The following is a 20,920-nucleotide window of genomic DNA, read 5'->3' as shown; positions in this document are numbered from 1 at the left end:
ATCCCCGTTTGTATAAGGTTTCCGGCTGTTTTCGTATGTTTACGCCGGAATTTCTTAATAAGCATTATCAAGGGGTGGCTGGCAAATCAGGCCGGAAAAAGAGGGGGAAAGCCGAGCCATTTCGGCGATATGCAATGGCAAACGAGGGGGAAATCATGCGTTAACAGCCGCATAATCGATCAGAAACGGCTGCTAACTCAAACAAAACTACCTAGCGCTGTGCCATCGACAGCTCATGCAGGATGCTACTGAGGCGCTCCATGCGGAAAGGTTTCACCAGGAAGTAATTCATCCCGGCATCCATACATATTTGTATATCTGACAATGCGCCAGCTGCTGTCAACGCGACGATAGGCAAAGTCGCCGCCGGTCCCGGCATATTGCGGATGGCGCGGGTAGCCGCCAGCCCATCCATTTCCGGCATGTGCATATCCATCAGTACGACATCGAATACACCGTTTTGCACCGCCTGCACTGCTTCCAGCCCGTTTTGTGCGATTTCCACGGTATGACCAGCCTTCTTCAGCAAGGTCGCCGCGACTTTCTGGTTGATCTCATTATCTTCAGCCAACAGAATGTGCAGTTGACGCGTGTTTTTGGCCGGGGCCACCAATACTTCTGCCACCACTTCGGTTTCGTCGCCTATGCCGAATTGCAGCTCGAACCAGAACTGACTGCCCTGGCCTTCGGTACTGTGCACACCTATGCTGCCACCTTGCATGTCGACGATTTTTTTGCAGATGGACAAACCGAGGCCGGTACCACCAAAGCGCCGTGAAATGGAATTGTCGGCTTGCGAGAAGGCCTGGAATAAGCGCGCCTGCGCATCCGGCGCTATGCCTATGCCGCTATCGATCACGGTAAAGCGCACGCGCGCCTGACTCACGCTCTGGTTCAGCAACTCTACCTTCAGCGTTACCCCACCCTGCTCAGTAAATTTAAGTGCATTGTTAATCAGGTTGAGCAAAACCTGGCGCAAGCGATTTGCATCACCGACCAGCAGGCGCGGAATCTCGGCCGGGCATTCGACCACCAGCGACAGCGAAGCATCGCAGGTACGCGACGCCATCAGGTTGATCACGCTATCCATGGTTTTGTGCAAATCGAACTGCGCCGCTTCAAATTGCAAATTGCCTGACTCCAGCTTGGAAAAATCCAGGATGTCATTCAGTATGCTGAGCAAGGCTTCCGCAGAATACTGCGCGGTCTCCAGATGTTCGCGCTGCGTGCGGTCCGAGGTCTCAGCCAGCGCCAGTTGCATCATGCCCAGCATGCCATTCATAGGCGTGCGGATTTCGTGGCTCATGACTGCCAGGAATTCAGATTTCGCGCGGTTGGCCGACTCCGCCTCATCCTTGGCGATCGATAAGTCGCGTGTACGTTCCACCACTTGTTGTTCGAGGTTGCGACTCAGATTGAGCAGCGATTCGTAAAGCTGTACGTTAGCCAGGCCAGCGGCAATATTCGTGCACAGCACGTCTATCAGTTTATGCTCGATCTCGGACAGGGCACGCTGCAACGGACACCAGATGACATATTCATTGGCATCATTAAGGGTCTGGATATACAGGGCGATATGCTGGTCACTATATATATTTTTTTGTGCAGCGAGCACCGTCTGCACGGTTTCCAGCACGGCTGGCTCGGTGCGTATGATCTTGCCGACCGAGGTCACGACCACCATGCCGTCACTGCCCAACGGACGTCGCATCACAATGCCATCCAGCGGATGCTGAATCAGCAGATTCAGCTGTTTCAGGATTTGCATCGCAAATGCCTGTTCGGACGGCGTCTGCAAGAAAGCCGAAGCCGCATTCACGACATGTTCGAGGCCGTTACGGCCTTTTTCCAGCAGCAGGATATCTTCGTAGGAACGCAGCGCCGAGATAATGCAGGTCAATAGTTTTTGTCGTGTCAGCTCAGTCTTGGCCTTGTAGTCATTGATGTCGTAATCAATTACCACATCCCGTTCCGGTGCCTGCCCCGGCTGGCCGGTGCGCAAGACTATACGCAAGCTGCGGTTGCGCATTTCTTCACGGATCTGACGCACCAGCTGCAGCCCGGCGTCCTCTTCTTCCATCACGACATCCAGCAGAATGATGGCCGTGTCGGGATGCTGCATCAATACCTGGCGTGCTTCGGCTGCCGAGTAGGCATGCAGGAATTCCAGCGGACGCCCCTTGAAGCGCACGTCTATCATGGCTACCGCCGTGACCTGATGCACTTCTTCTTCGTCGTCCGCGATCAGGACCTTCCACGGCAGGCCGCCATCAGTGCTACCTCCTTCTTTTTCCGGGGCAAATGAAAAGTCGTCAAACATCGCGCGTCCCTGCCCTGTCATTTGCGGCGTCGCCTTTTACCGCTTCGTCAGCGACTTCAACCGGATTGCGCGGAAAACGCACAATGAACGTCGTGCCCAGATCCAGTTGGCTCTCGACACTGATCTGCCCTTGCAAGGTACCGGTCACCAGGTTATGCACGATATTCAAACCGAGGCCGCTACCACCACGTCCGCGCATGGTCGTAAAGAAGGGATCAAAGATCTTGACCAGATTTTCCGGCGGGATGCCTTTGCCGTTATCGGACAGGCTGAGTTCGAGCATATCGGTTTCCCGTCCGTCTTCATACACGCTGCGCACGATAATCTGGATTTCGCCCTGGGCCTGTTCGGCAAATGCATGCAGCAAGGTATTCATCACCAGATTGGTAATGACTTGCGACAGCGCACCCGGATAGGTATCCACTTCTATCGTCTCATCGCAACTTACGGTCATCCTATGCTCGGAGCGCCGCAGCATAGGACTCAGGTTGGACAGGATTTCATCGATGTAAGCCTTGAGGAAGAAGGTACGTCGCTCTTCACTGGTTTGATCCACCGCCACATCCTTGAAGCTTTGGATCAGCGTCGCCGCACGCTCCATATTCGACAACAGCAATTTGCTGATGGTGCCTGCCGTGCCGACGTAAGCATCGAGGTCAGAGCGCTTCATCGCGCCGCTCTGGAATAGCGATTGCAAGCGGCTGGTTTCTTCTGCCAGGGTAGATGCGCCAGTCACGCCGACGCCTAGCGGTGTGTTGATTTCATGCGCGACCCCAGCCACCAGTTGCCCCAGCGAAGCCAGCTTGGCTGATTCCACCAATTGCTTCTGCGTACGACGCAGGGAGTTCAGCGTGTCGTGCAGCTCGGTGTTCTTCAGGCTGAGTGCTTGCGTACGTGCTTCGATTTTTTGTTCGAGGTCGTTATACAAACCGGCGTTTTCAAGTGAAATCGCAATCTGCGTCGACAAGATTTGTAATAGCTCAGTGTGTTCCGGCGTAAAGGCGTCGACCGCCAGATTATTTTCCATATACATAACACCGACCAGCTGGCCCTGCTTTTGCAGCGGCAAGCACAGTATGGATTTCGGCCGTTCGCGTTCTATATAAGGATCGCCATTGAATTGACTATCGCTCGCCGCATCGCCCAGCACGATGTTGCCGTGCGTGCGCTTCACATAGTTGATGACAGCCAGGCCCAGCGTTGTACTTTTTTCCAAAGGCAGGCCCTGTTGTACGACGATGGTACCGTCAGCACTGACTTCAGCCTGGATAAACAAACGCCCTTGCTCCATCAATAGCAGCGCACCTTTTTGCGCACCCGCATTTTCGATCAGCAGACGCATGAGCTTGGAGAGCAATTTGTCGAGCTGGATTTCACCGGACAAGGTTTGCGAAGCCTTGATGACGGTTTGGATATCGACCTGCCGTTCACGTGCCACTTCCATGTCGCGGCTATTTTCCCGACGTCGTGAAATCACACGCGCCAGCAGGATCGGATACGCCTCTTCCATCTGCATCGCTTTGGCCAAAGCACCCCACTCTTCATAGCGTGCATGCGCCTGTTCCAGGTGCATGCGGGCGTTGATGTCCTTGCCCTGGCTGAGATAAAACTTGCCAGTCAATTCGTGTGCCAGTGCTTCATCGTTGATGAAGCCATATTTGCGCGCACCGGTAATCGCCAGTTCATATGCTTGTTCAGCCAGCCTATTCTTGTCACTGACGCGATAACGCTCCGCTTCGACCAGCTGCCATTTATGGCGATAGTTCATCGGCGCATGCTCGGCCCAGTCCTTGAAACGGCGTTGCCACACCTTGACCCGCGCCAGCGTCGCCGATGAGTGCGCGTCATAAGGGCGGCACAAGGCCAGCTCCGATAATGAATACACCCACATCAGGAAGGCAGATGACGGCGTGCCGAAATGGAAGCCGGGCAATTCCATCGCTTCCGCTGCATGTATGCGCGCTTTGACGAATTCACCGAAATAATATTCGCCTATAGCCTGTATCGTACGCACATAGAAAATGCCCCACGGATCAGCAGCATTCTTGCGCGACTGTACATAGTCTTCCTGGTCCCGCCCTTGCGTGATATCGGTAATCGACTCACCCACCAGGCGCGAAAACAGCAAGGCCCACGGAATCATGACGCCGAGCAAAGCGGCGTAATCCATCTTGCGATAGATATCGAGATCCTTGCGTATGGTCTGCAAGGCTTCCTGCACATTGCCGCCCGACTGGAAACGTATCGCATCGGAGAATGACAAAGCCACCATCGCCCCCGGACGGTCGCCGGTTTCCATCGCCTTGACGTAGATATCCATCAAGGGTTCCAGCGACAGCCGCAGATGTTCGCGGTGATGGCGAATGATGCCGTGGAAAATCCCGGCCGCGCCCAGCGATATATTTTCTCCACCCAATTGGGCAGCAACCTTGCCGAATTTGTAGCCTTCTGCAATCTTGCCCAGCTTGCCGACCAGCGTACGGCCCCACACTGCATAAGCATACGCACAGTTCGGTGAAGAACCATAATGTATGGAGCGCCTGACCATTTCCAATGCCACCCACAGCACGGTATTGGAACCAGCCAGATACGTGAAGCCATAACCGAGAAAGGCCATGGTCGCGTGCAGCTGCAGCAGATAGACCGGATCAGTCGCACGCGGCAGGTGTTCCAGCTCCAGCGGATCACGGCCACGCAGCGCCACTTTCAACTTCATGCGCGCCAGCAGGATGTCCCGCTCGCTCAGGTTGGGCGGGATTTTGATGCCGGCGATTTCCAGCATCTCTATGCCGGTCTTCATCAGCTCTTGCGGCTTGTAGATCGCACCGTAACAACGGATCAGGTAATTCTTGGCGGCGATGATTTCGCCCGGAGTTTCACTGTGCTGGCATACGATCTGGCACAGCTTTTCCATTTCCTTGTAGTCAGCACGCGCAAACGCTGCATTGATCTTCTCCATGTACAGCTCATGCATGAAGACTTGCTTCTCACGCCAGATATGTACACTGCCGAACTCACCGGCAATATCAATGCAATCACGATGTACATCGAATGCCGCCGATTTGCGTGCCTTCTTTGCTGCCTGCAGGTTCAGTTCTGCCAGCTTCTCTTTCTCGCTTTGCAGCGTCAGCAAAGAGCGTCCCTGGTTCAGATGATCGACCAGTTCAAAGATGGATTCTTCCTTTTCTTCTTCGCTCAGGCTATTCAGCAGCAAACGCCCGATTTCCAGATGGATGGCATCGGCTTCGTATTTGGCTATGCCTTCATATGCGGCCTGCTGCACTTTATCGTGGCGGAATTGATAGACATATGAAACCAGCGCTGTCGCCGCCACCGTATGTTCTGCGGGTAAAACCAGGCCAGTCTGGATCGCATCGTGCAGCAGTTCACCTATCTCCTGCTTGGAACGCTGGCTGACGGTTTCCAGTGTCTGCAAATCAAAGCGACTGCCTATGCAGGCCGCGATCGTCAACAGGCGTTGCGTGGGTTCCGGCAGGCGTCGCAATTCTTTCGTCAGCAGGTCGACAACGTTATCAGTAATGTTAAGTTCTTCGATCTGCGCGATATTCCAGCGCCAGTGACCATGCTCAAAGAACAGGAAGCCATCACTGTTGAGGCTCTTGATGAATTGGCCTATGAAGAAGGGATTGCCCAGCGTCTTGCGATAAATCAGGCTCGCTAGCGAAACTGCTTCGGCCTCTTCGCACTGCAAGGTGTCTGCCACCATCTCAAGGATGCTGAGATCAGTCAGGGCATTCAGCTCTATAGTGGTGACGTTCGCTTCCTTGCGGATCAGGTCCAGCGTCAGATTCAGCGGATGCGCGATATCGACTTCGTTACTGCGGTATGCACCTATCAACAGTAGGCAGGGATCGTTCAGGTTGCGCATCAGCAAACTGATGAGTTTGAGCGATGCGGCATCGGCCCATTGCAAGTCATCGAGGAATAAGACGATAGGATGCTCGACGCGCGTAAACACGCTGACGAAGTTCTGCATCACATAGTTAAAGCTATTCCGCGTAGCACTTGGCAAAGGCACTTGCGGTTGCTTGCCGATGATGAATTCCAGCTCCGGAATCGCATCAATAATCAGTTGTCCGTTCGGCCCCAGCGCCTTCAGTAGCTTGGCGCGCCACTCGGCAATCCGGGTTTCGCTTTCGGTCAGGATTTGCCGCATCAATTCACGGAAAGCCTGGTTGAAAGCCGAGTACGGAATGGTGCGTTTGAACTGGTCGAATTTACCCGAGATGAAGTAGCCGCCTTGTGCCACCACTGGTTTGTGGATTTCATTCACCAGCGAAGACTTGCCGACGCCGGAGTAACCGGTGACCAGCACCAGCTCGGCAGTGCCGGCCGTGACGTTCTTGAACGCGCTCAGCAGGCGCGCATATTCGTACTCACGGCCATATAGCTTTTGTGAAATCTGCAGACGGTCGCAAACATCTTGCTGCGCCAATGGGAAAGACTGAATAGTCTCGCTTTCCTGCAAGGCAGTACGGCATCGCTCTATATCGCTGAGCAAGCCTTCCAGGCTTTGATAGCGGTCTTCGGCATTCTTGGCCAGCAGCTTGAGCACGATATTGCCGACCGCATCCGGAATCGCCGGATTGAAGCGACTCGGTGGTAGCGGCTTCTTCGCGATATGGCTATACACCAGCTCCATCACACTATCCGACTCGAACGGCAAATGCCCACTCAAGAGTTCGTACAGCACGATGCCAAGTGAGTAGTAATCGCTGCGGTAATCAACCTGGCGATTCATGCGCCCGGTTTGTTCCGGCGAGCTATACGCCAGCGGTACTGTGGCGTCGTTGCGGAACTCCACCGAACCATCCTGCAGCAAGCGCAGATTGGCCAGACACACTGCCTGATGCAAATCGACGCGTTTATGCACCTCGCTCAAACCCTTGATCAGGGCGACGAATAAGTGCAAGGCAGCATTCAGGTCATAGGCCGGAAGCTCGCCATGTTCGGCGCCGGGCTCACCCGCAATCGGCGACGCACGGAAAAACATCGTGCGGTGCAAACCGACTTGCGTCTGGCTTGCGCGCTTCGGTAAAGGTGACCAGGCAGATTGCTGTGGGAATTTAATTTGATGCTCCGGTTTCATCGCAATTTGGCGACAAAGGGTGCCACTTCGTCTTGCAAAAATATTAATTACAGTTAATGATAGGCAACTGTACTTTGCTCAACCGCCCCGCGTAATATAGCTGAAACCTATAGTGCGCGGCCATGATGTGGTATCAAATCTACAATTAATTTATGTCAGACAACACGCTCGCGCAAGAAACCATACCGGCCGGGGAAGCCCAATACATCGCCGACCTCTCCGCCCGCCTCAAAGCCAAAATCATTCGCGACAATCCCACCGGCATCATGCGCCGCGATGCGCACCCCAAAATGCACGGCGTGGTCAAAGCTGAATTCACTGTCGAAGCCGACCTGCCCGCCGAATTGCGTGTCGGCGTATTTGCCGAAGCGCGCACCTATCAGGCATGGATCCGTTACTCCAATCAGGACGGCACGATACAGGCCGACAAGGCACGTGATATCCGCGGCATGGCGATCAAACTGATGGGCGTCCCCGGCGACAAATTGCTGGAGAGCGAACGTCACGAACAAACCCAGGATTTCATCGTCATCAGCACCAATGTCTTTGTGACCAAGAATGTCGAGGAATTCGACGCGCTGATCAAAGCGATGACCGGCAGCATCCTGTCCAAGATTTTTTTCTTCGCCACGCATTGGCGCGTGATCTGGAATCTGGTGACTTCACTGAAGAAGTTCGCCAATCCACTGCAAATGCGCTACTGGAGCACCACGCCTTATTTATTCGGCAATACCGCCGTCAAGTATTCAGCCATTCCGCACGTGCGCAATCCTGATCCGCTGCCGTCTGATCCGGGACCGGACTATCTGCGCCAGGCCATGGTGCGCCAGCTGGCACAAGGTGAAGCACTGTTTGACTTCACCGTACAGCTGCAAACCAATGCCGACAATATGCCGATCGAGGATCCGGGCAAGGAATGGAAGGAAAGCGAGTCGCCATTCCGCAAGGTCGCGACGATACGCATACTGCAACAGGAATTCGACAGCGAAGCACAGCGCGTCTTTGGCGAGAACCTGTCCTACACACCGTGGCATAGCCTGCCCGCGCACCGTCCGCTAGGCGGCATCAACCGTGCACGCAAAATTGTCTATGACGCGATTTCCACCTTCCGCCACGAATACAACAAAGTAGCGCGCAAAGAACCGGCCAGCTGGGACATTTGAGCCAGCACGTCATCGCCGAAATAAAAAAGGGAAGCCGGCAGGCTTCCCTTTTGCTTGCATGTGTCTGTATCAGGTCGGATCGACGATACCTTTCGCGATCATGCGCAATGCCGTCATGCTCGGGATGAAGAAGTAATCGCCGCCACGCGTTTCCACCAGGCGTGGAATCTTGGACAGGAAGTACGGTGCTTCGTCACTATCTGCCGGAACCTGCAATACCGCCTTGCTCGGCTGCTCATCATCATGGTTGCCGAGGATGATTTCCTTGTCATTGGCTGCGCGGAAATCATTGCCATAGTTAATCCACTGCTGCTGCACGAATTCAAACTGGCGGTTGATGCTGGCATTAATCATCATGATGACGATGCCGTGGTTGCCATCATCACGTGCCGGATCCTTCACCTCACCATACGGCAAGCCACGTCGTATCACGCGACGGCGATTCGCCAGCGCACTCGGTGTATCAAATGCATTCGGCGTCAGCTCCAGTGATGCACGTGGATTGATGCGTCGCAAATGCGAACTGAACGGGCATTTAGCCCCATCCATATCGTCATCGAAAGTAAAGCCGCTCAGCATACGATCACGCTCGGCCGGGGTCGCCGCTGCAAACTTGGTATCCCATTGCGCCTTGCTGGCTGCGTCCGGAGCCGATACGATAGGCGCACCGTTATCGCGCCAGCGTCCGACGAATTTCGCTGCCAACAACTCCTTGCCGCCCGGGTACTTCGCGCCTTCCTGCTCCAGATAAGAATTAAAGGTACCGACGTTTTCATGCAGCTTGCGATACACCATGAAAGTACCGTTGCGCGATAACAGTTGCGGTGCCGGTGCGATCGGATACTCTTCCGCTTCATCGCGATGACCGAGGATGAACTCACCAGTTGCCAGTGGCGCCCACTTGCCACCCTTGAGTTGTTTGCCGCGCCCGACCACACGCTCCGGCTTGCCCGGCAAACCTTCAAAGACCGGATCGCCGATGCCGTCGGTATACCCGAAGTGTTCCTTGCTGGTCGGTTTGCCATCTTCAAATACGGCATGCACATCCTGGAACGGCAAATGCTCGGCACCATCATCACCACGATGACCGGACAGGATGGCCACGCCACCGGCGCTGTCATGCACTATCTTTTGCAGCCATTCATATTTTTCCTGCATGGCGGCACGAGACTGGCCGTTAATCGAGATCCAGACATGCACGTCTTTATGACGATCACGCTCACGACTCTCTTTCCAGATCGGGTCCCAATGTTCGGGCGCGCTGCGTTTGTCATCGCCCAATATGTCGACGCGCTTCTTCATGCCCATCACGAATTCCATAGGGAAGCCGATCAACGAAGCACGTGGTAATTCCAGCGTCTTCAGCCCGGGATAAGTGAAGGCGACATTCACAGTCGACATCGGTTTTTCGATAGGGTTCGGTCCCTGCCCCCAATTCACGGCTGTCGTGACCTGTTCGGTCACCAGGCGCACGAATTCACGTCCGCGTGCACCGTCGCGGATATTCAGGAAGACATAACGTGCATAGGGAAAGTTATAACGTCCATAGGCACGTATCACGTTGCCCTGGATATCCATCAAGTCCAAAACTTTGCTCACAAGAAGATCCTTCTACGATTGTGTTTGTAAAGTAGATTGTCCGGGCAGCCAGGTTGGCTCCTGCAAATTCGTCGGATTAACCCGCTGGATAAATGCGTGGTATACCTGCTGTAATTCTGCCGCTGGCAAGCCCTGGTGCTCAGTCACGAAGCGCGAGAACTCCTGCTTCAGATAGAGTCCCTTCAATTGCTCCGGCAGCGGCTCGTCGTTGGAGCCGACAAAGAACAGGGAGGCCGTCAGTTGGCACTTCTTGATATAGGCAATAAAGCTATCGGCATCCGATACATGCTCGAAGCCATAGCAGAAACCCCACAGGTGACGGATGTCATCACTGATGGCATTCCACATGCCGCGCAGGTAGGTATCCGGGTCGCCGTGGATATTGCAGCACCAGACCAGGTACTTGGATTGCAGATGATCTTCTTCCGGCAGTGCAGCGCGGCGGAAGCGATCAGAGAAGATGGACAGGAAGTCGTACCAGGTGCCGCCGAAGTCAGTGCCGGGCAAAGATTCGTAGTACACATCGTCGAGCACAAAGTAGCGGCACAAATAAGTTTGCGGCACCTTGGCCATCGGGCTCATTTCATTCAGGCCCCAGTCCTGCAGGCGACGGCGCACTTCATCGCTGTACGCGGTGCCACCGATATGGCCTTTCTGGATCGGGCACAGGCAGGTGATCGCATACGCGTTATTGCTGACATTACCCATGCTTATTCCCCCTTCGCCTGATCTGCCAGGCTGACAATCGGCGTCGGTTGCATATCGCCGAGGTCGTGCTGCAGGCTGCGCAACAAGGCCTTGTATTGCTTCAGGAATTGTTCTGGTTCTGCCTTGCCGTAGCTGGCGTCGAAAGCGATCAGTTCGGCCTTCAGTGTTTTCGCGGCCTTGACGTCATTCGCAGCCGCCATCGGATAGGCGTTGTAGTAGTGGTCGGTCTGGACCTGGTTGAATTGAATGTAGGAGTGGAACGGCGTCAGCGGGACAGACTTCGGATAGCGGATATTCCATTTCCAGAACAGATCCAGTCCGCTCGGAATGGCAAACGTGAAGGAGTCGACGTATTGCGCCCAGCTACCGTTGAAATTACTGAAGAACAGCATATACGCATAGTTCAGCTTCTCTTTCGGCTGCCGCTCGTCCAGATGCGGAAACTGATTCTTGCCGATAATGACCCAGCGTGCGTAATGTATCAGTGACAGCGTGATCAAACCCTTGAGGGTGGCTGGCTTTCTCAGTGCCACCCAGAAAATCACCTTATTAATCCAAGTCATATACCAACGGATCGGCGTGATCACGTTCATGGCATATGCCTTTCCAGCAATGTTGGACATGCATTTCCCCTATTTGCAGCAGCTAAATAAAAAGCGCACAGGTATGCCACCGCATACCAAATGCGCTCGCTTTACCAAACATGTCTGTGCATCCGCCGGTTGTGGGCTACTTAGTCCCTATGCTCGGCACGCCAGTGGCGTCCCGGCCCCGATCCGGCACAGACAATTGCATCTTTTCCTTCGATAGCATTTCCGCACGGAAAATAACTTTCGCAAGACTACATGAGAAAATGCGTTTTTTGCAATTCAAAGTACGGAGCAACACAGGGGATGCGCGGCTTTTTACTTAGGTTTATGCTTGAGATCGCGCTTTGATATATTCTTGCCTGGAGCCAGCTTTGGCCGGCCCAGCTAACGATGCAGGACTACCCGTCGGGAAACCATGTCTTCATATCTGCCGTTCACAACAACAAAAATCAGTCCGGCGCAACGCCAGCGTATCGCGCGCCGCCGGGAACACCAGAACAGCACACTGACTAATACGCAGTTGGACGAGCGTTTGCTCGACGACTTGCAACGCACGGTCAACAGCCAGATGAACGGTATCATCGGTGCGCTCGAAATGATCCGGCAAAACGACCTCGCGCCGGATCAGCGCGACATGATCCGTCTGGCGCAAAGCAGCGCCGACCGCCTGCTGCTGAATGTAGGGCAGCTCCTCGAATCAAATACCGATCTCGGCATAGACCAGTCAGCGTCCCAGACACTGGGCTCGCTCGGCGACATACGCATGCTGTTTATAGACGCCCATGCCGAAACACGCACCCACGTAGTACGCGAGTTACAGCAGCACGGTGCACGCGTCGAAGGTTTTGAAGTACCCAAAGTGGCACTGGCAGCCCTGGAAAGCGCAGCGCTGGCAGGCGATCCGTATCGCATCGCGCTATTCGATCAAAATCTCCCCGGCATTGATGGCGAAACACTGGGCACCGCGATCGGCAGCTCTCCCTTGTACCGCGACACACTGGTCGTACTCGTCAGTGATGAACATACAAGACATGACGCCGACCGCCTGGCGCAAGCCGGCTTCTCCGCCTGGCTGCCCAAGCCGCTGCAGCAAACCATGTTGCTCGATACCCTGAGCCTGCTCTGCAGCTGCATCGCCAAGAAAGATGCACCGCGCTTCGTCTGCGCAGGCGTGCATCTGAATACCGAATACATAGTCTCCGATAACGCCCATGCGTATACCCATACCCGGGTACTGGCAGTCGACGACAATCCGGTCAACCTGCAAATTGCCGAGCGCATGCTGGCGCGTTTCGGTTGCCAGGTCGATACCGCAGGTGACGGGCAACAGGCGCTGCGCATGGTGCACATCCGCAACTACGACCTGATCCTGATGGATTGCCAGATGCCGAATATGGATGGTTACCAGACCACTGCCCTGTTGCGCGCAGCGGAAACCGGCGACGAGCATGTACCCATCATAGGCTGGTCATCAGGCGTCAACCGCAGCGAGCGCGATACCTGCCTGGCAATAGGCATGGATGACTTTATTTTTAAACCGATACGCATGCGCCCACTGAGCGACATGCTGAGCCGCTGGCTGAAGCCAGCCTCCACGGAGCGTTCCATGGTACGTAATGATGATGAACTGGAAGCCACGCAGGAAATGTTTGGCGCTGACTTTGCCGAACTGGTGGATCTGTTCCTGACCGATAGCCCCAAGCGTTTTGTCTTCCTGCATGAAGCGATACTCGCCAACGATGCGCCGACTGTGGCCAAGTTCGCGCATGTCCTGTGCGGCAGCACATCGTCGATAGGGGCGACCACCCTGGCGGCCCTGTGTCGTGAACTGGAAATCCGGGCAAAGAACAATATCCTTGGCGATGCCAGCTTGCGCCTGACTGAGATCGAGCTGGAATATGCGCGCATAGACAAGAAATTGCGCGAGATGCTGGCTCGTACTGCACCGCATGTAGAGCTGCCACCGGGAGCGCACAACAAGCTCTGACAGCGACACACTATCCGCCCGAAATCTGAATTTTTGCTGACAGGTGTGTATTTCTATTCCTGTCCGCGGCTACATATCACTACAATAGCCGCACTACACTGACCTTACGATGAAACAAGCCGGAGCAAGTACGCATATGAGTCCTATCCCTGAATCAAAAAAGAATCACCTCTGGCGCAAGACCATCTGGTACACCGATCCGGAAAAGTATCCACTCGGTCCGCATCATTCAGCCGAGGTCTATTGCTGCGAAGAGTCGAATGGTTATGCCGTCTGGTATGCGCGCCGCCTCGCCAAGGACGACAGCCGCAATGTATCCAAGACAGAAAATGGCGATTACCTGCTCGGCTATTTCGCCAGCACCAAACGGGATGATGCGATAGAGCATGCAGTGCTGATCGCCAACAGCGATAGCGATGTGGATCAGGTTATTGCCAAGCTGGATGCATTGACGAAGAACGCGCAAAAAATCTAAAGTAAGGACGGCGATATCAATTGATATCAGGCCGTCATTTTGCGGAATTGCTTTTTCCCGCTTGCTTTCGCTTCATACATGAGGCGATCTGCTGCCTTCAGTATCTCGTCATAGGTCTGCAAATCGGGATGTGGCAACACGCATATCCCTATGCTGGCGCCCAGCCGCAAATCACTGCGCGGCGCACTCACCTCGGCGATCGCCGCCAATATCTTCTCTGCCACCAGATCAACGTCCTGCGGCTGGCTGACATGTCGTAGCAGGACACCAAACTCATCCCCGCCCAGGCGCGCCACGCGGTCCGAGGCACGTACACAGCCAGTCAGCGCAACCGCCACCTTTTGCAAGGTTTCATCGCCGGCTGCATGGCCGCAACCGTCATTGATCGCCTTGAAGCCGTCGAGGTCCAGCAGCAAGACTGCGCTGACTTCCTTGCCGTCGATACGCGACTTGAGCGACCTGAATAAATCATCGAATACATCAGCAAACCCGGCACGGTTCAACAAGCCGGTCAGGTGATCATGCTTGGTCGCTTCTTCGAAATGCGCGGCGCGTTGTTCAAACTCCTGCTTGTCCTGCTCCAGCCGCTTGACCAGTACCACCACATACAAGGGCACCAATACATTGATCAACACGATACCCGTCGCAACGCCCGGAATGGAACGCCAGTCTGTTGAAAAATAAAACGCAATACTCAACAACGAGCCGCCGACCACCGACGACAACCAGGTGTAGCGTGTGCCAAAGCGTAAACCGTTGCCTATGGAACCCAGCGCAGGTACCCATGCCACCAGCCCCGCCAGGAAACCAGCCAGATACATGCCCAGCGCCGGTAAAGCCTGGTCGAGTACGGTGGCCAGTGTGCGACGTACATTGGCATTGAAGAGCGAGAAACGTACGACGGCTATCCAGATCAGGGCATAAGCGATGTACCCGGCGGCACCGATGACGACGCTGGCCGGTACAGCCTGCCATTCAAAATGGGCGGCCAGGATGAGATACAAACAAAAGGGCGTGACATTCAGGACGCGAAACCTGGCCTGGCCCAGTTCGGTACCTATTGCAGACGGCTGAGGGGCAAAACTGGATAACCAACGAAAGCTGCGCATAGATCAGACCATCTTCTTTATGGTGGTTTTTATTAAGGCCGGCTTCTAGGCTAACAGCTTGGGCAAGGACGAACTCAGTAATGCGATACCGGACAAGGTGAGCAGGCTCAGGACCAGGCGGCGGAATGCGACATCAGATATCCGATGATACAGCCTGGCTCCGAGCAACGACGGTATCAGCATCGCCGGCACCAGCACCGCGAAGTAAGGCAGCATGGTGGCCGTGATAATGCCCTTATACAGATACGCCAGCATCGTGAATATCAAAGCGCCCAGATTGAAGTTTTGAATAATCACGCGTTGCTTATCCTTGGCCATGCCCTGCAGCGTGCACCACAAGGTCGGCACGATTCCGGCAAAACCGCCAAAGCCACTCATCACACCACCGATCAAACCGATAGTGCCATCCGCGACCGGCCCTTGCGGTTTGAGCTTGGGGAAGCGGGACACAAACAGCATGGATGGGCACCAGACGATCAGTATCCCGCCCAGCAAAGCCTTGAACATATCCATATTCAACAGCGGCAGCAACAACACGCCTATCGGGATGCCGATGGCACCACCGACAAAGAAAGGCAGCAGCAACTGCCAATCAAATCCGCGCTTCACTGTGAAGGCCGCAATGATTTGTCCGGTCAGTGCACCGAATACGGCCAGTGATGCAGCAATCACCGGATCCATGCCCCAAGCCCAGAACGACATCGCCGTCATGCCAAACGCAAAGCCCGACAGTCCTTGCACGAAACCGGCGGCGATACCGCCCACAATGATAAAAATATAGATCGAGTCCATCAGCCGTTTAGTTGGTCCACAACGGCGCTTCATCCATCAGCGCGACCTGCTCACGCAATTCCAGGATCCGGTCTTGCCAGTAACGCTGCGTATTAAACCAGGGGAAAGCAACCGGGAACGCCGGATCATCCCAGCGCCGCGCCAGCCATGCGGCGTAATGAATCAGGCGCAAGGTGCGCAAGGCTTCGATCAAATGCAGTTCGCGTGTATCGAACTCGGCAAAGTCTTCATAACCTGCCAGCAAGTCTGAAAACTGCCGCACCATATCGCGCCGCTCGCCGGACAGCAGCATCCACAAATCCTGGATCGCCGGTCCGCTGCGACTATCGTCGAAGTCGACAAAGTGCGGCCCCGCATCAGTCCACAGCACATTGCCGCAATGGCAGTCGCCATGCAGGCGCAAAGTGGAAACATCCCCGGCACGATCATAACAACGCTGCACGCCATCCAGCGCCTGCGTCACGACGCTGCGGTAGGCGTCGAGCAAATCAGGCGGGATGAAATTATTGGCCAGCAGGTAATCACGTGGTTCAGTGCCAAAGGTCTGGATATTCAGCGCCGGACGATGCTCGAAATTCTTTAATGCACCCACCGCATGGATACGGCCTATGAAGCGCCCCAGCCATTCCAGCGTGGCCGGATCATCCAGCTCGGGTGCGCGGCCGCCGTGACGGGCGAAGACGGCAAAGCGATAACCGGCAAACGCATGCAGGGTCTTGCCGTCTGCCAGCGCGGTAGCAGGTACTACCGGGATTTCGCTTTCCACCAGCTCGTGGACAAAAGCATGCTCTTCCAGAATGGCAGCGTCGGTCCAGCGTGCCGGGCGATAAAACTTGGCTACCAGCGGCGGACCATCTTCCATGCCGACCTGGTAGACGCGGTTTTCATAGCTGTTCAAAGCCAGCAAGCGGCCATCGCTATACAGGCCGACGCTTTCCAGCGCATCGAGCACGCAATCAGGTGTCAACGTGGAAAAGGACAAAGGGGTGGAATCATTCATTTGCCTATTGTACGGTGCCGCGCCTCCTAGCCCCTTACTCTATATCAATAGATTTCATTGCCGCCCAGCCATCGCTTAGGCTCAGGGGTGCTGGTACACTGTCGCCCTGATCATCATTGAAGAAAATCCCACCATGCATCTCGACCAGCCCCTCTCCGACAAGGAATTCGACGAACTCGACAAATTCCTGCTTTCCGACCGCACTGCAGATGACTGCATGGCGATGGATTCGCTGCACGGCTACCTGACCGCACTGGTGGTCGGCCCGGAAGAAGTGCCACTGATCGAATGGTTGCCGCATGTCTGGGGCGAAAACGCAGAAGCGGTACCTAAATTCAAGAACGACAAGGAATACGACCGCATCGTCGGCCTGATCGCACGTTTCATGAATGAAATCGCGATCACGCTGGAAGTCGCACCGAAAGAATACGAACCGCTGTTCTGCGAACACGAATGGGAAGGCAAGCCTGTACTGGACGGTGAAGCCTGGGCTTGGGGCTTTAATCTCGGCATGAGTTTGCGTGCCGAAGCATGGGAGCCTATCAATAGCTCGAATATCGCCCCGCTGATGCGCCCTATCTATTTGCTCGGCGCAGAGGAAATCGAAGAAGAAGAAATGGTGCTGGTCGATAATCCGGTCAAATGCCACAAGCTGACCATAGAAATCGAATCCGCGATTCCGGAAATCCACAAGTTCTGGCTGCCGCATCGCAAATCCGCGGTCAAAACCGTACAGCGTGAAGAACCAAAAATTGGCCGCAACGACGATTGCTCGTGCGGCAGCGGCAAGAAGTATAAAAAATGCTGCGGCGCGGCTAGCACAGAGTAATTAAATAAGTAAGCGACCAACAAAAAAGCCGGCACTCGCCGGCTTTTTTACGTCAGGCATGGCCTGCATTATTCCTTGATGAAATGCTCGCGGTAGTAGCGCAGCTCTTCGATCGATTCGAGGATGTCGGCCAGCGCGGTGTGCTTTTGGTGTTTCTTGAAGCCGTTGACCAGTTCAGGTTTCCAGCGACGGCACAGTTCTTTCAGGGTCGAGACGTCGAGGTTGCGATAGTGGAAGAAGGCTTCCAGCTTAGGCATGCCACGCGCCATGAAGCGGCGGTCCTGGCAAATAGTGTTGCCGCACATAGGCGATTTGCCGCTAGGGACGTATTTCTTGAGGAATTCGATCAGGGCGGTTTCGGCATCGGCTTCGGTCACGGTGGATGCCTTGATGCGGTCTATCAGGCCGGAACGGCCGTGCGTACCCTTATTCCAGGCATCCATGCCGTCCAGCACTTCATCCGATTGATGGATGGCAAATACCGGGCCTTCGCCCAGGATATTCAGGTTGGAATCAGTTACCACCACGGCAACTTCGATAATGCGGTCATTGTCTGGATCGAGTCCGGTCATTTCCATATCGACCCAGATCAGGTTGAACTCATTCGGGCGCAATGGGGTGGCAGATGACGACTCTAATTCAGTAGCTTGTGACATAATTGTTTTCCTTTAGCCTGCTCAATCCGCCATTTTCTCACAGGAAAAGAATGTCATCGCTCGCGTTTACCGTTTTGTTTGTCACTTTTCTGCTTATCAGCCTGCTGGTACGTTTTTGGCTGGCTTCGCGCCACATCCGCCACATCCAGGCGCATCGTGCTGCCGTGCCGCCACAATTCGTAGGGAAAATACCGCTGGAAGCACACCAGAAAGCGGCTGATTACTCGGTTGCGAAAACCAAATTCGCCCTGTTCATCGTGATCCTGAACGCCGCCACCCTGATCGGCTTTACGCTGATGGGCGGTTTGCAATGGCTGTCGGAAAGCGCGCTGTTTGTCTTCGGCCCCGGCTATCGCTATCAATTGGCGCTGGTACTGGCCTTCGCCCTGATCTCCGGCCTGATTGAGCTGCCGTTTGATTACTTCCGTCAATTCGTGCTGGAAGCGCGCTTCGGTTTCAACCGCATGTCGCCGCGCCTGTTCTTCACCGATCTGGCGAAAAGCACTGTCATCTCCCTCTCGCTCGGCCTCGGCCTGGTCTGGGTCACCATCATCCTGATGGAAAAATCCGGCGACCTGTGGTGGCTGTATGCATGGATACTGTGGTGCTCGTTCCAGATGCTGATGCTGGTCCTGGTACCGCTCTTCATCGCACCGCTGTTCAATAAATTCCAGCCACTGGAAGATGAAAACCTGCGCACCCGTATCGAAAACCTGATGCAGCGTGTCGGCTTCAAGGCCAGCGGCCTGTTCGTTATGGATGGCTCGCGTCGCAGCGCACACGGCAACGCCTACTTCTCCGGCTTCGGTGCGGCGAAACGCATCGTTTTCTTCGACACCCTGCTGGAACGCCTGGCACCGCATGAAATTGAAGCGGTACTGGCCCATGAACTCGGCCACTTCAAACTCAAGCACATCGTCAAGCGCATCGTCGTCATGTTTGCCGCTTCGCTCGCCTTCCTCGCCGTGCTCGGTTACCTGAAAAACCAGACCTGGTTCTACACCGGCCTCGGCGTAGAACCGATGATGGGTGCCAGCAATGACGCCATGGCACTGATCCTGTTTGCACTTGTGTTGCCGGTCTTCTCCTTCCTGTTCTCGCCACTGACTTCGCTCAGCTCGCGCAAACATGAATTCGAAGCCGATGCATTCGCTGCGCAACATACCAATTCGCAAGACCTGGTATCGGCACTGGTCAAACTGTATGAAGACAATGCGTCGACCCTGACGCCTGATCCGCTGCATTCGGCGTTCTACGATTCGCACCCGCCTGCTACGGTACGTATCAACAAACTGCTGGCGGCAGGTTGAGCCTGGACACCATGAGCAGCGCCGCCGACTTACGCCTGCAAACATGCCGACCACAAACGTCGGCATTGTCGGCAGCGGAAGTCGCGACTTATTTGCAGGCGCTGCCTGACTGGCAGCTGCAAGACGGCAAAATCGTACGGGTCTATACCTTCCAGAATTACTACCGGACGCTAGCCTTTGTGAATGCCATCGCCTACACCATCCACACCGAAGACCATCATCCGGAACTGGTGATCACCTATAAGCAATGCGTAGTGAAATACGACACCCACTCCGTGAATAACGGCCTAGGAGGCCTGTCGCTCAACGATTTCATCTGCGCGGCCAAACTCGATGCGATTTACGCGCAGTCAGTAGCACGGACTGCATCCTGATGACCACACTCATTACCGGTATCGTCATAGCCGCACATGGCCGCCACTATCTGGTGCAAACCGATAGCGCGAAACTGCAATGTGTGACGCGTGGCAAAAAGAGTGACGTCGCCGTCGGCGACGTCGTCAAACTGAAACTGACCTCAGCCAACCAGGGCGTAATCGAAGAAATCACGGAGCGCGACACCCTGCTGTATCGCTCCGACCAGTACAAATCCAAGCTGCTGGCCGCGAATGTATCGCAACTCTTCATCGTGGTAGCGACCGAGCCGGGCTTTTCTGATGACCTGGTATCGCGTTCACTGGTGGCAGCCGAAGCTGCGGGCGTCAAGGTACACATCATCCTGAATAAGATAGACGTGGTCGCCTCGCTGGAAAAAACCCGGCAACGCGTCGCCTTCTATGCCAGCCTCGGCTATCCGGTACATGAAGTGTCGGCTACCACGCAGCCGGAAGCGACCTGCGCCGCACTCTTGCCATTATTGACAGGCAACTCAACCATCCTGATCGGTCAGTCCGGCATGGGCAAATCATCGATCATCAACCTGATCGTGCCGGATGCTGACATTGCCGTGCGTGAGATTTCGGCCGCGCTCGATACCGGCAAGCACACGACGACCTTTACCCGTTTGTACACAATTGATGACGAAACAGCGATCATCGATTCACCGGGTTTCCAGGAATTCGGTCTTTATCATTTGACCGAAGGCATGCTGGAACGCGCTTTCCCTGAATTCGCTTCCTACCTGGGACACTGCAAGTTTTATAACTGCCATCATACAAATGAGCCTGAATGTGCGATCCGTACTGCGGTTGCGGACGGTGCAATAGCCCCTATGCGCCATGCGCTCTACCTGCAGTTATTGCATGAATCATCACAAAAGCTGTACTAGAGGAA

General features: G+C 54.8%; 16 protein-coding genes. 7 read left to right on the top strand and 9 right to left on the bottom strand.

Annotated elements, in window-relative coordinates; genetic code table 11:
* Positions 1-211 precede the first annotated feature (211 nt).
* Together H7U06_RS06220 and H7U06_RS06215 are read right to left on the bottom strand one after the other, a co-directional pair.
* Complete coding sequence (locus H7U06_RS06220; RefSeq protein ID WP_175625324.1) at positions 212-2,320, bottom strand: response regulator; 2,109 nt, start codon at positions 2,318-2,320, stop codon at positions 212-214.
* Positions 2,313-7,430 carry an AAA family ATPase gene (locus tag H7U06_RS06215; protein ID WP_254873152.1) on the bottom strand — a complete coding sequence of 1,706 codons (5,118 nt, stop codon included), beginning with the start codon at positions 7,428-7,430 and terminating at the stop codon, positions 2,313-2,315. Before H7U06_RS06215 ends, H7U06_RS06220 begins: the two co-directional genes overlap by 8 nt.
* 152 nt (positions 7,431-7,582) lie before the next feature.
* Between H7U06_RS06215 and H7U06_RS06210 the strand changes: the two genes are divergently transcribed.
* A complete protein-coding gene (locus tag H7U06_RS06210; protein ID WP_175625323.1) occupies positions 7,583-8,593 on the top strand; it encodes a catalase family protein in 1,011 nt (336 codons plus the stop codon).
* A gap of 69 nt (positions 8,594-8,662) precedes the next feature.
* Here the strand turns inward: H7U06_RS06210 and H7U06_RS06205 are convergent, their stop codons facing one another.
* The 3 genes from H7U06_RS06205 to H7U06_RS06195 are packed head-to-tail and all read right to left on the bottom strand — an operon-like array spanning position 8,663 to position 11,493.
* Positions 8,663-10,192, bottom strand: coding sequence for a peroxidase (locus H7U06_RS06205; protein ID WP_175625322.1), 1,530 nt, complete (start codon positions 10,190-10,192; stop codon positions 8,663-8,665).
* Between the two features lie 12 nt (positions 10,193-10,204).
* The gene (locus tag H7U06_RS06200) at positions 10,205-10,900 is read right to left on the bottom strand and encodes a hypothetical protein (RefSeq protein ID WP_175625321.1); all 696 of its coding nucleotides are present in this window, start codon (positions 10,898-10,900) and stop codon (positions 10,205-10,207) included.
* Between the two features lie 2 nt (positions 10,901-10,902).
* On the bottom strand, positions 10,903-11,493 hold the full coding sequence (locus H7U06_RS06195; RefSeq protein WP_254873151.1) for a hypothetical protein: 591 nt from the start codon (positions 11,491-11,493) through the stop codon (positions 10,903-10,905).
* A 412-nt stretch (positions 11,494-11,905) separates the two neighbouring features.
* Here H7U06_RS06195 and H7U06_RS06190 point away from each other — a divergent pair, with 412 nt between their 5' ends.
* Both H7U06_RS06190 and H7U06_RS06185 read left to right on the top strand, forming a co-directional pair.
* Positions 11,906-13,477, top strand: a complete 1,572-nt coding sequence (locus H7U06_RS06190) for a response regulator (RefSeq protein ID WP_254873150.1) — start codon at positions 11,906-11,908, stop codon at positions 13,475-13,477.
* 109 nt (positions 13,478-13,586) lie between these two features.
* Positions 13,587-13,952, top strand: a complete 366-nt coding sequence (locus H7U06_RS06185; protein WP_254873149.1) for a hypothetical protein — start codon at positions 13,587-13,589, stop codon at positions 13,950-13,952.
* Between the two features lie 26 nt (positions 13,953-13,978).
* Here H7U06_RS06185 and H7U06_RS06180 read toward each other — a convergent pair whose 3' ends face one another.
* The 3 genes from H7U06_RS06180 to H7U06_RS06170 are packed head-to-tail and all read right to left on the bottom strand — an operon-like array spanning position 13,979 to position 16,853.
* Complete coding sequence (locus H7U06_RS06180) at positions 13,979-15,061, bottom strand: diguanylate cyclase (protein ID WP_175625319.1); 1,083 nt, start codon at positions 15,059-15,061, stop codon at positions 13,979-13,981.
* A 45-nt stretch (positions 15,062-15,106) separates the two neighbouring features.
* Positions 15,107-15,853: a sulfite exporter TauE/SafE family protein gene (locus tag H7U06_RS06175; RefSeq protein WP_175625318.1), complete on the bottom strand. Its 747-nt coding sequence runs from the start codon at positions 15,851-15,853 to the stop codon at positions 15,107-15,109.
* A gap of 7 nt (positions 15,854-15,860) precedes the next feature.
* Positions 15,861-16,853, bottom strand: coding sequence for a serine/threonine protein kinase (locus H7U06_RS06170; protein ID WP_175625317.1), 993 nt, complete (start codon positions 16,851-16,853; stop codon positions 15,861-15,863).
* A 133-nt stretch (positions 16,854-16,986) separates the two neighbouring features.
* On the opposite strand from H7U06_RS06170, the gene H7U06_RS06165 reads away from it, so the two are divergent.
* Entirely contained in the window at positions 16,987-17,682 is a 696-nt protein-coding gene (locus H7U06_RS06165; RefSeq protein ID WP_175625316.1) for a UPF0149 family protein, read from the top strand.
* Between the two features lie 68 nt (positions 17,683-17,750).
* Here H7U06_RS06165 and orn read toward each other — a convergent pair whose 3' ends face one another.
* Positions 17,751-18,338: an oligoribonuclease gene (gene orn / locus H7U06_RS06160; protein WP_175625315.1), complete on the bottom strand. Its 588-nt coding sequence runs from the start codon at positions 18,336-18,338 to the stop codon at positions 17,751-17,753.
* Positions 18,339-18,388: 50 nt separating this feature from the next.
* On the opposite strand from orn, the gene H7U06_RS06155 reads away from it, so the two are divergent.
* Genes H7U06_RS06155 through rsgA form a run of 3 tightly spaced genes read left to right on the top strand, consistent with a single transcriptional unit; the run spans position 18,389 to position 20,915 of the window.
* Positions 18,389-19,648: a M48 family metallopeptidase gene (locus H7U06_RS06155; RefSeq protein ID WP_175625314.1), complete on the top strand. Its 1,260-nt coding sequence runs from the start codon at positions 18,389-18,391 to the stop codon at positions 19,646-19,648.
* Positions 19,649-19,659: 11 nt separating this feature from the next.
* Entirely contained in the window at positions 19,660-20,022 is a 363-nt protein-coding gene (locus H7U06_RS06150; protein ID WP_175625313.1) for a 4a-hydroxytetrahydrobiopterin dehydratase, read from the top strand.
* Complete coding sequence (gene rsgA, locus H7U06_RS06145) at positions 20,022-20,915, top strand: ribosome small subunit-dependent GTPase A (RefSeq protein ID WP_124573482.1); 894 nt, start codon at positions 20,022-20,024, stop codon at positions 20,913-20,915. The genes H7U06_RS06150 and rsgA overlap by 1 nt, the downstream gene beginning before the upstream one ends.
* Positions 20,916-20,920 lie beyond the last annotated feature (5 nt).

Origin of the sequence: Herminiimonas sp. Marseille-P9896 (genome assembly GCF_903993245.1) — a bacterium.
Lineage (GTDB): Bacteria > Pseudomonadota > Gammaproteobacteria > Burkholderiales > Burkholderiaceae_D > Oxalicibacterium > Oxalicibacterium contaminans.
Note: the sequence above shows the minus strand (reverse complement) of the source record. Positions and strands in the feature narration are given on the sequence as shown.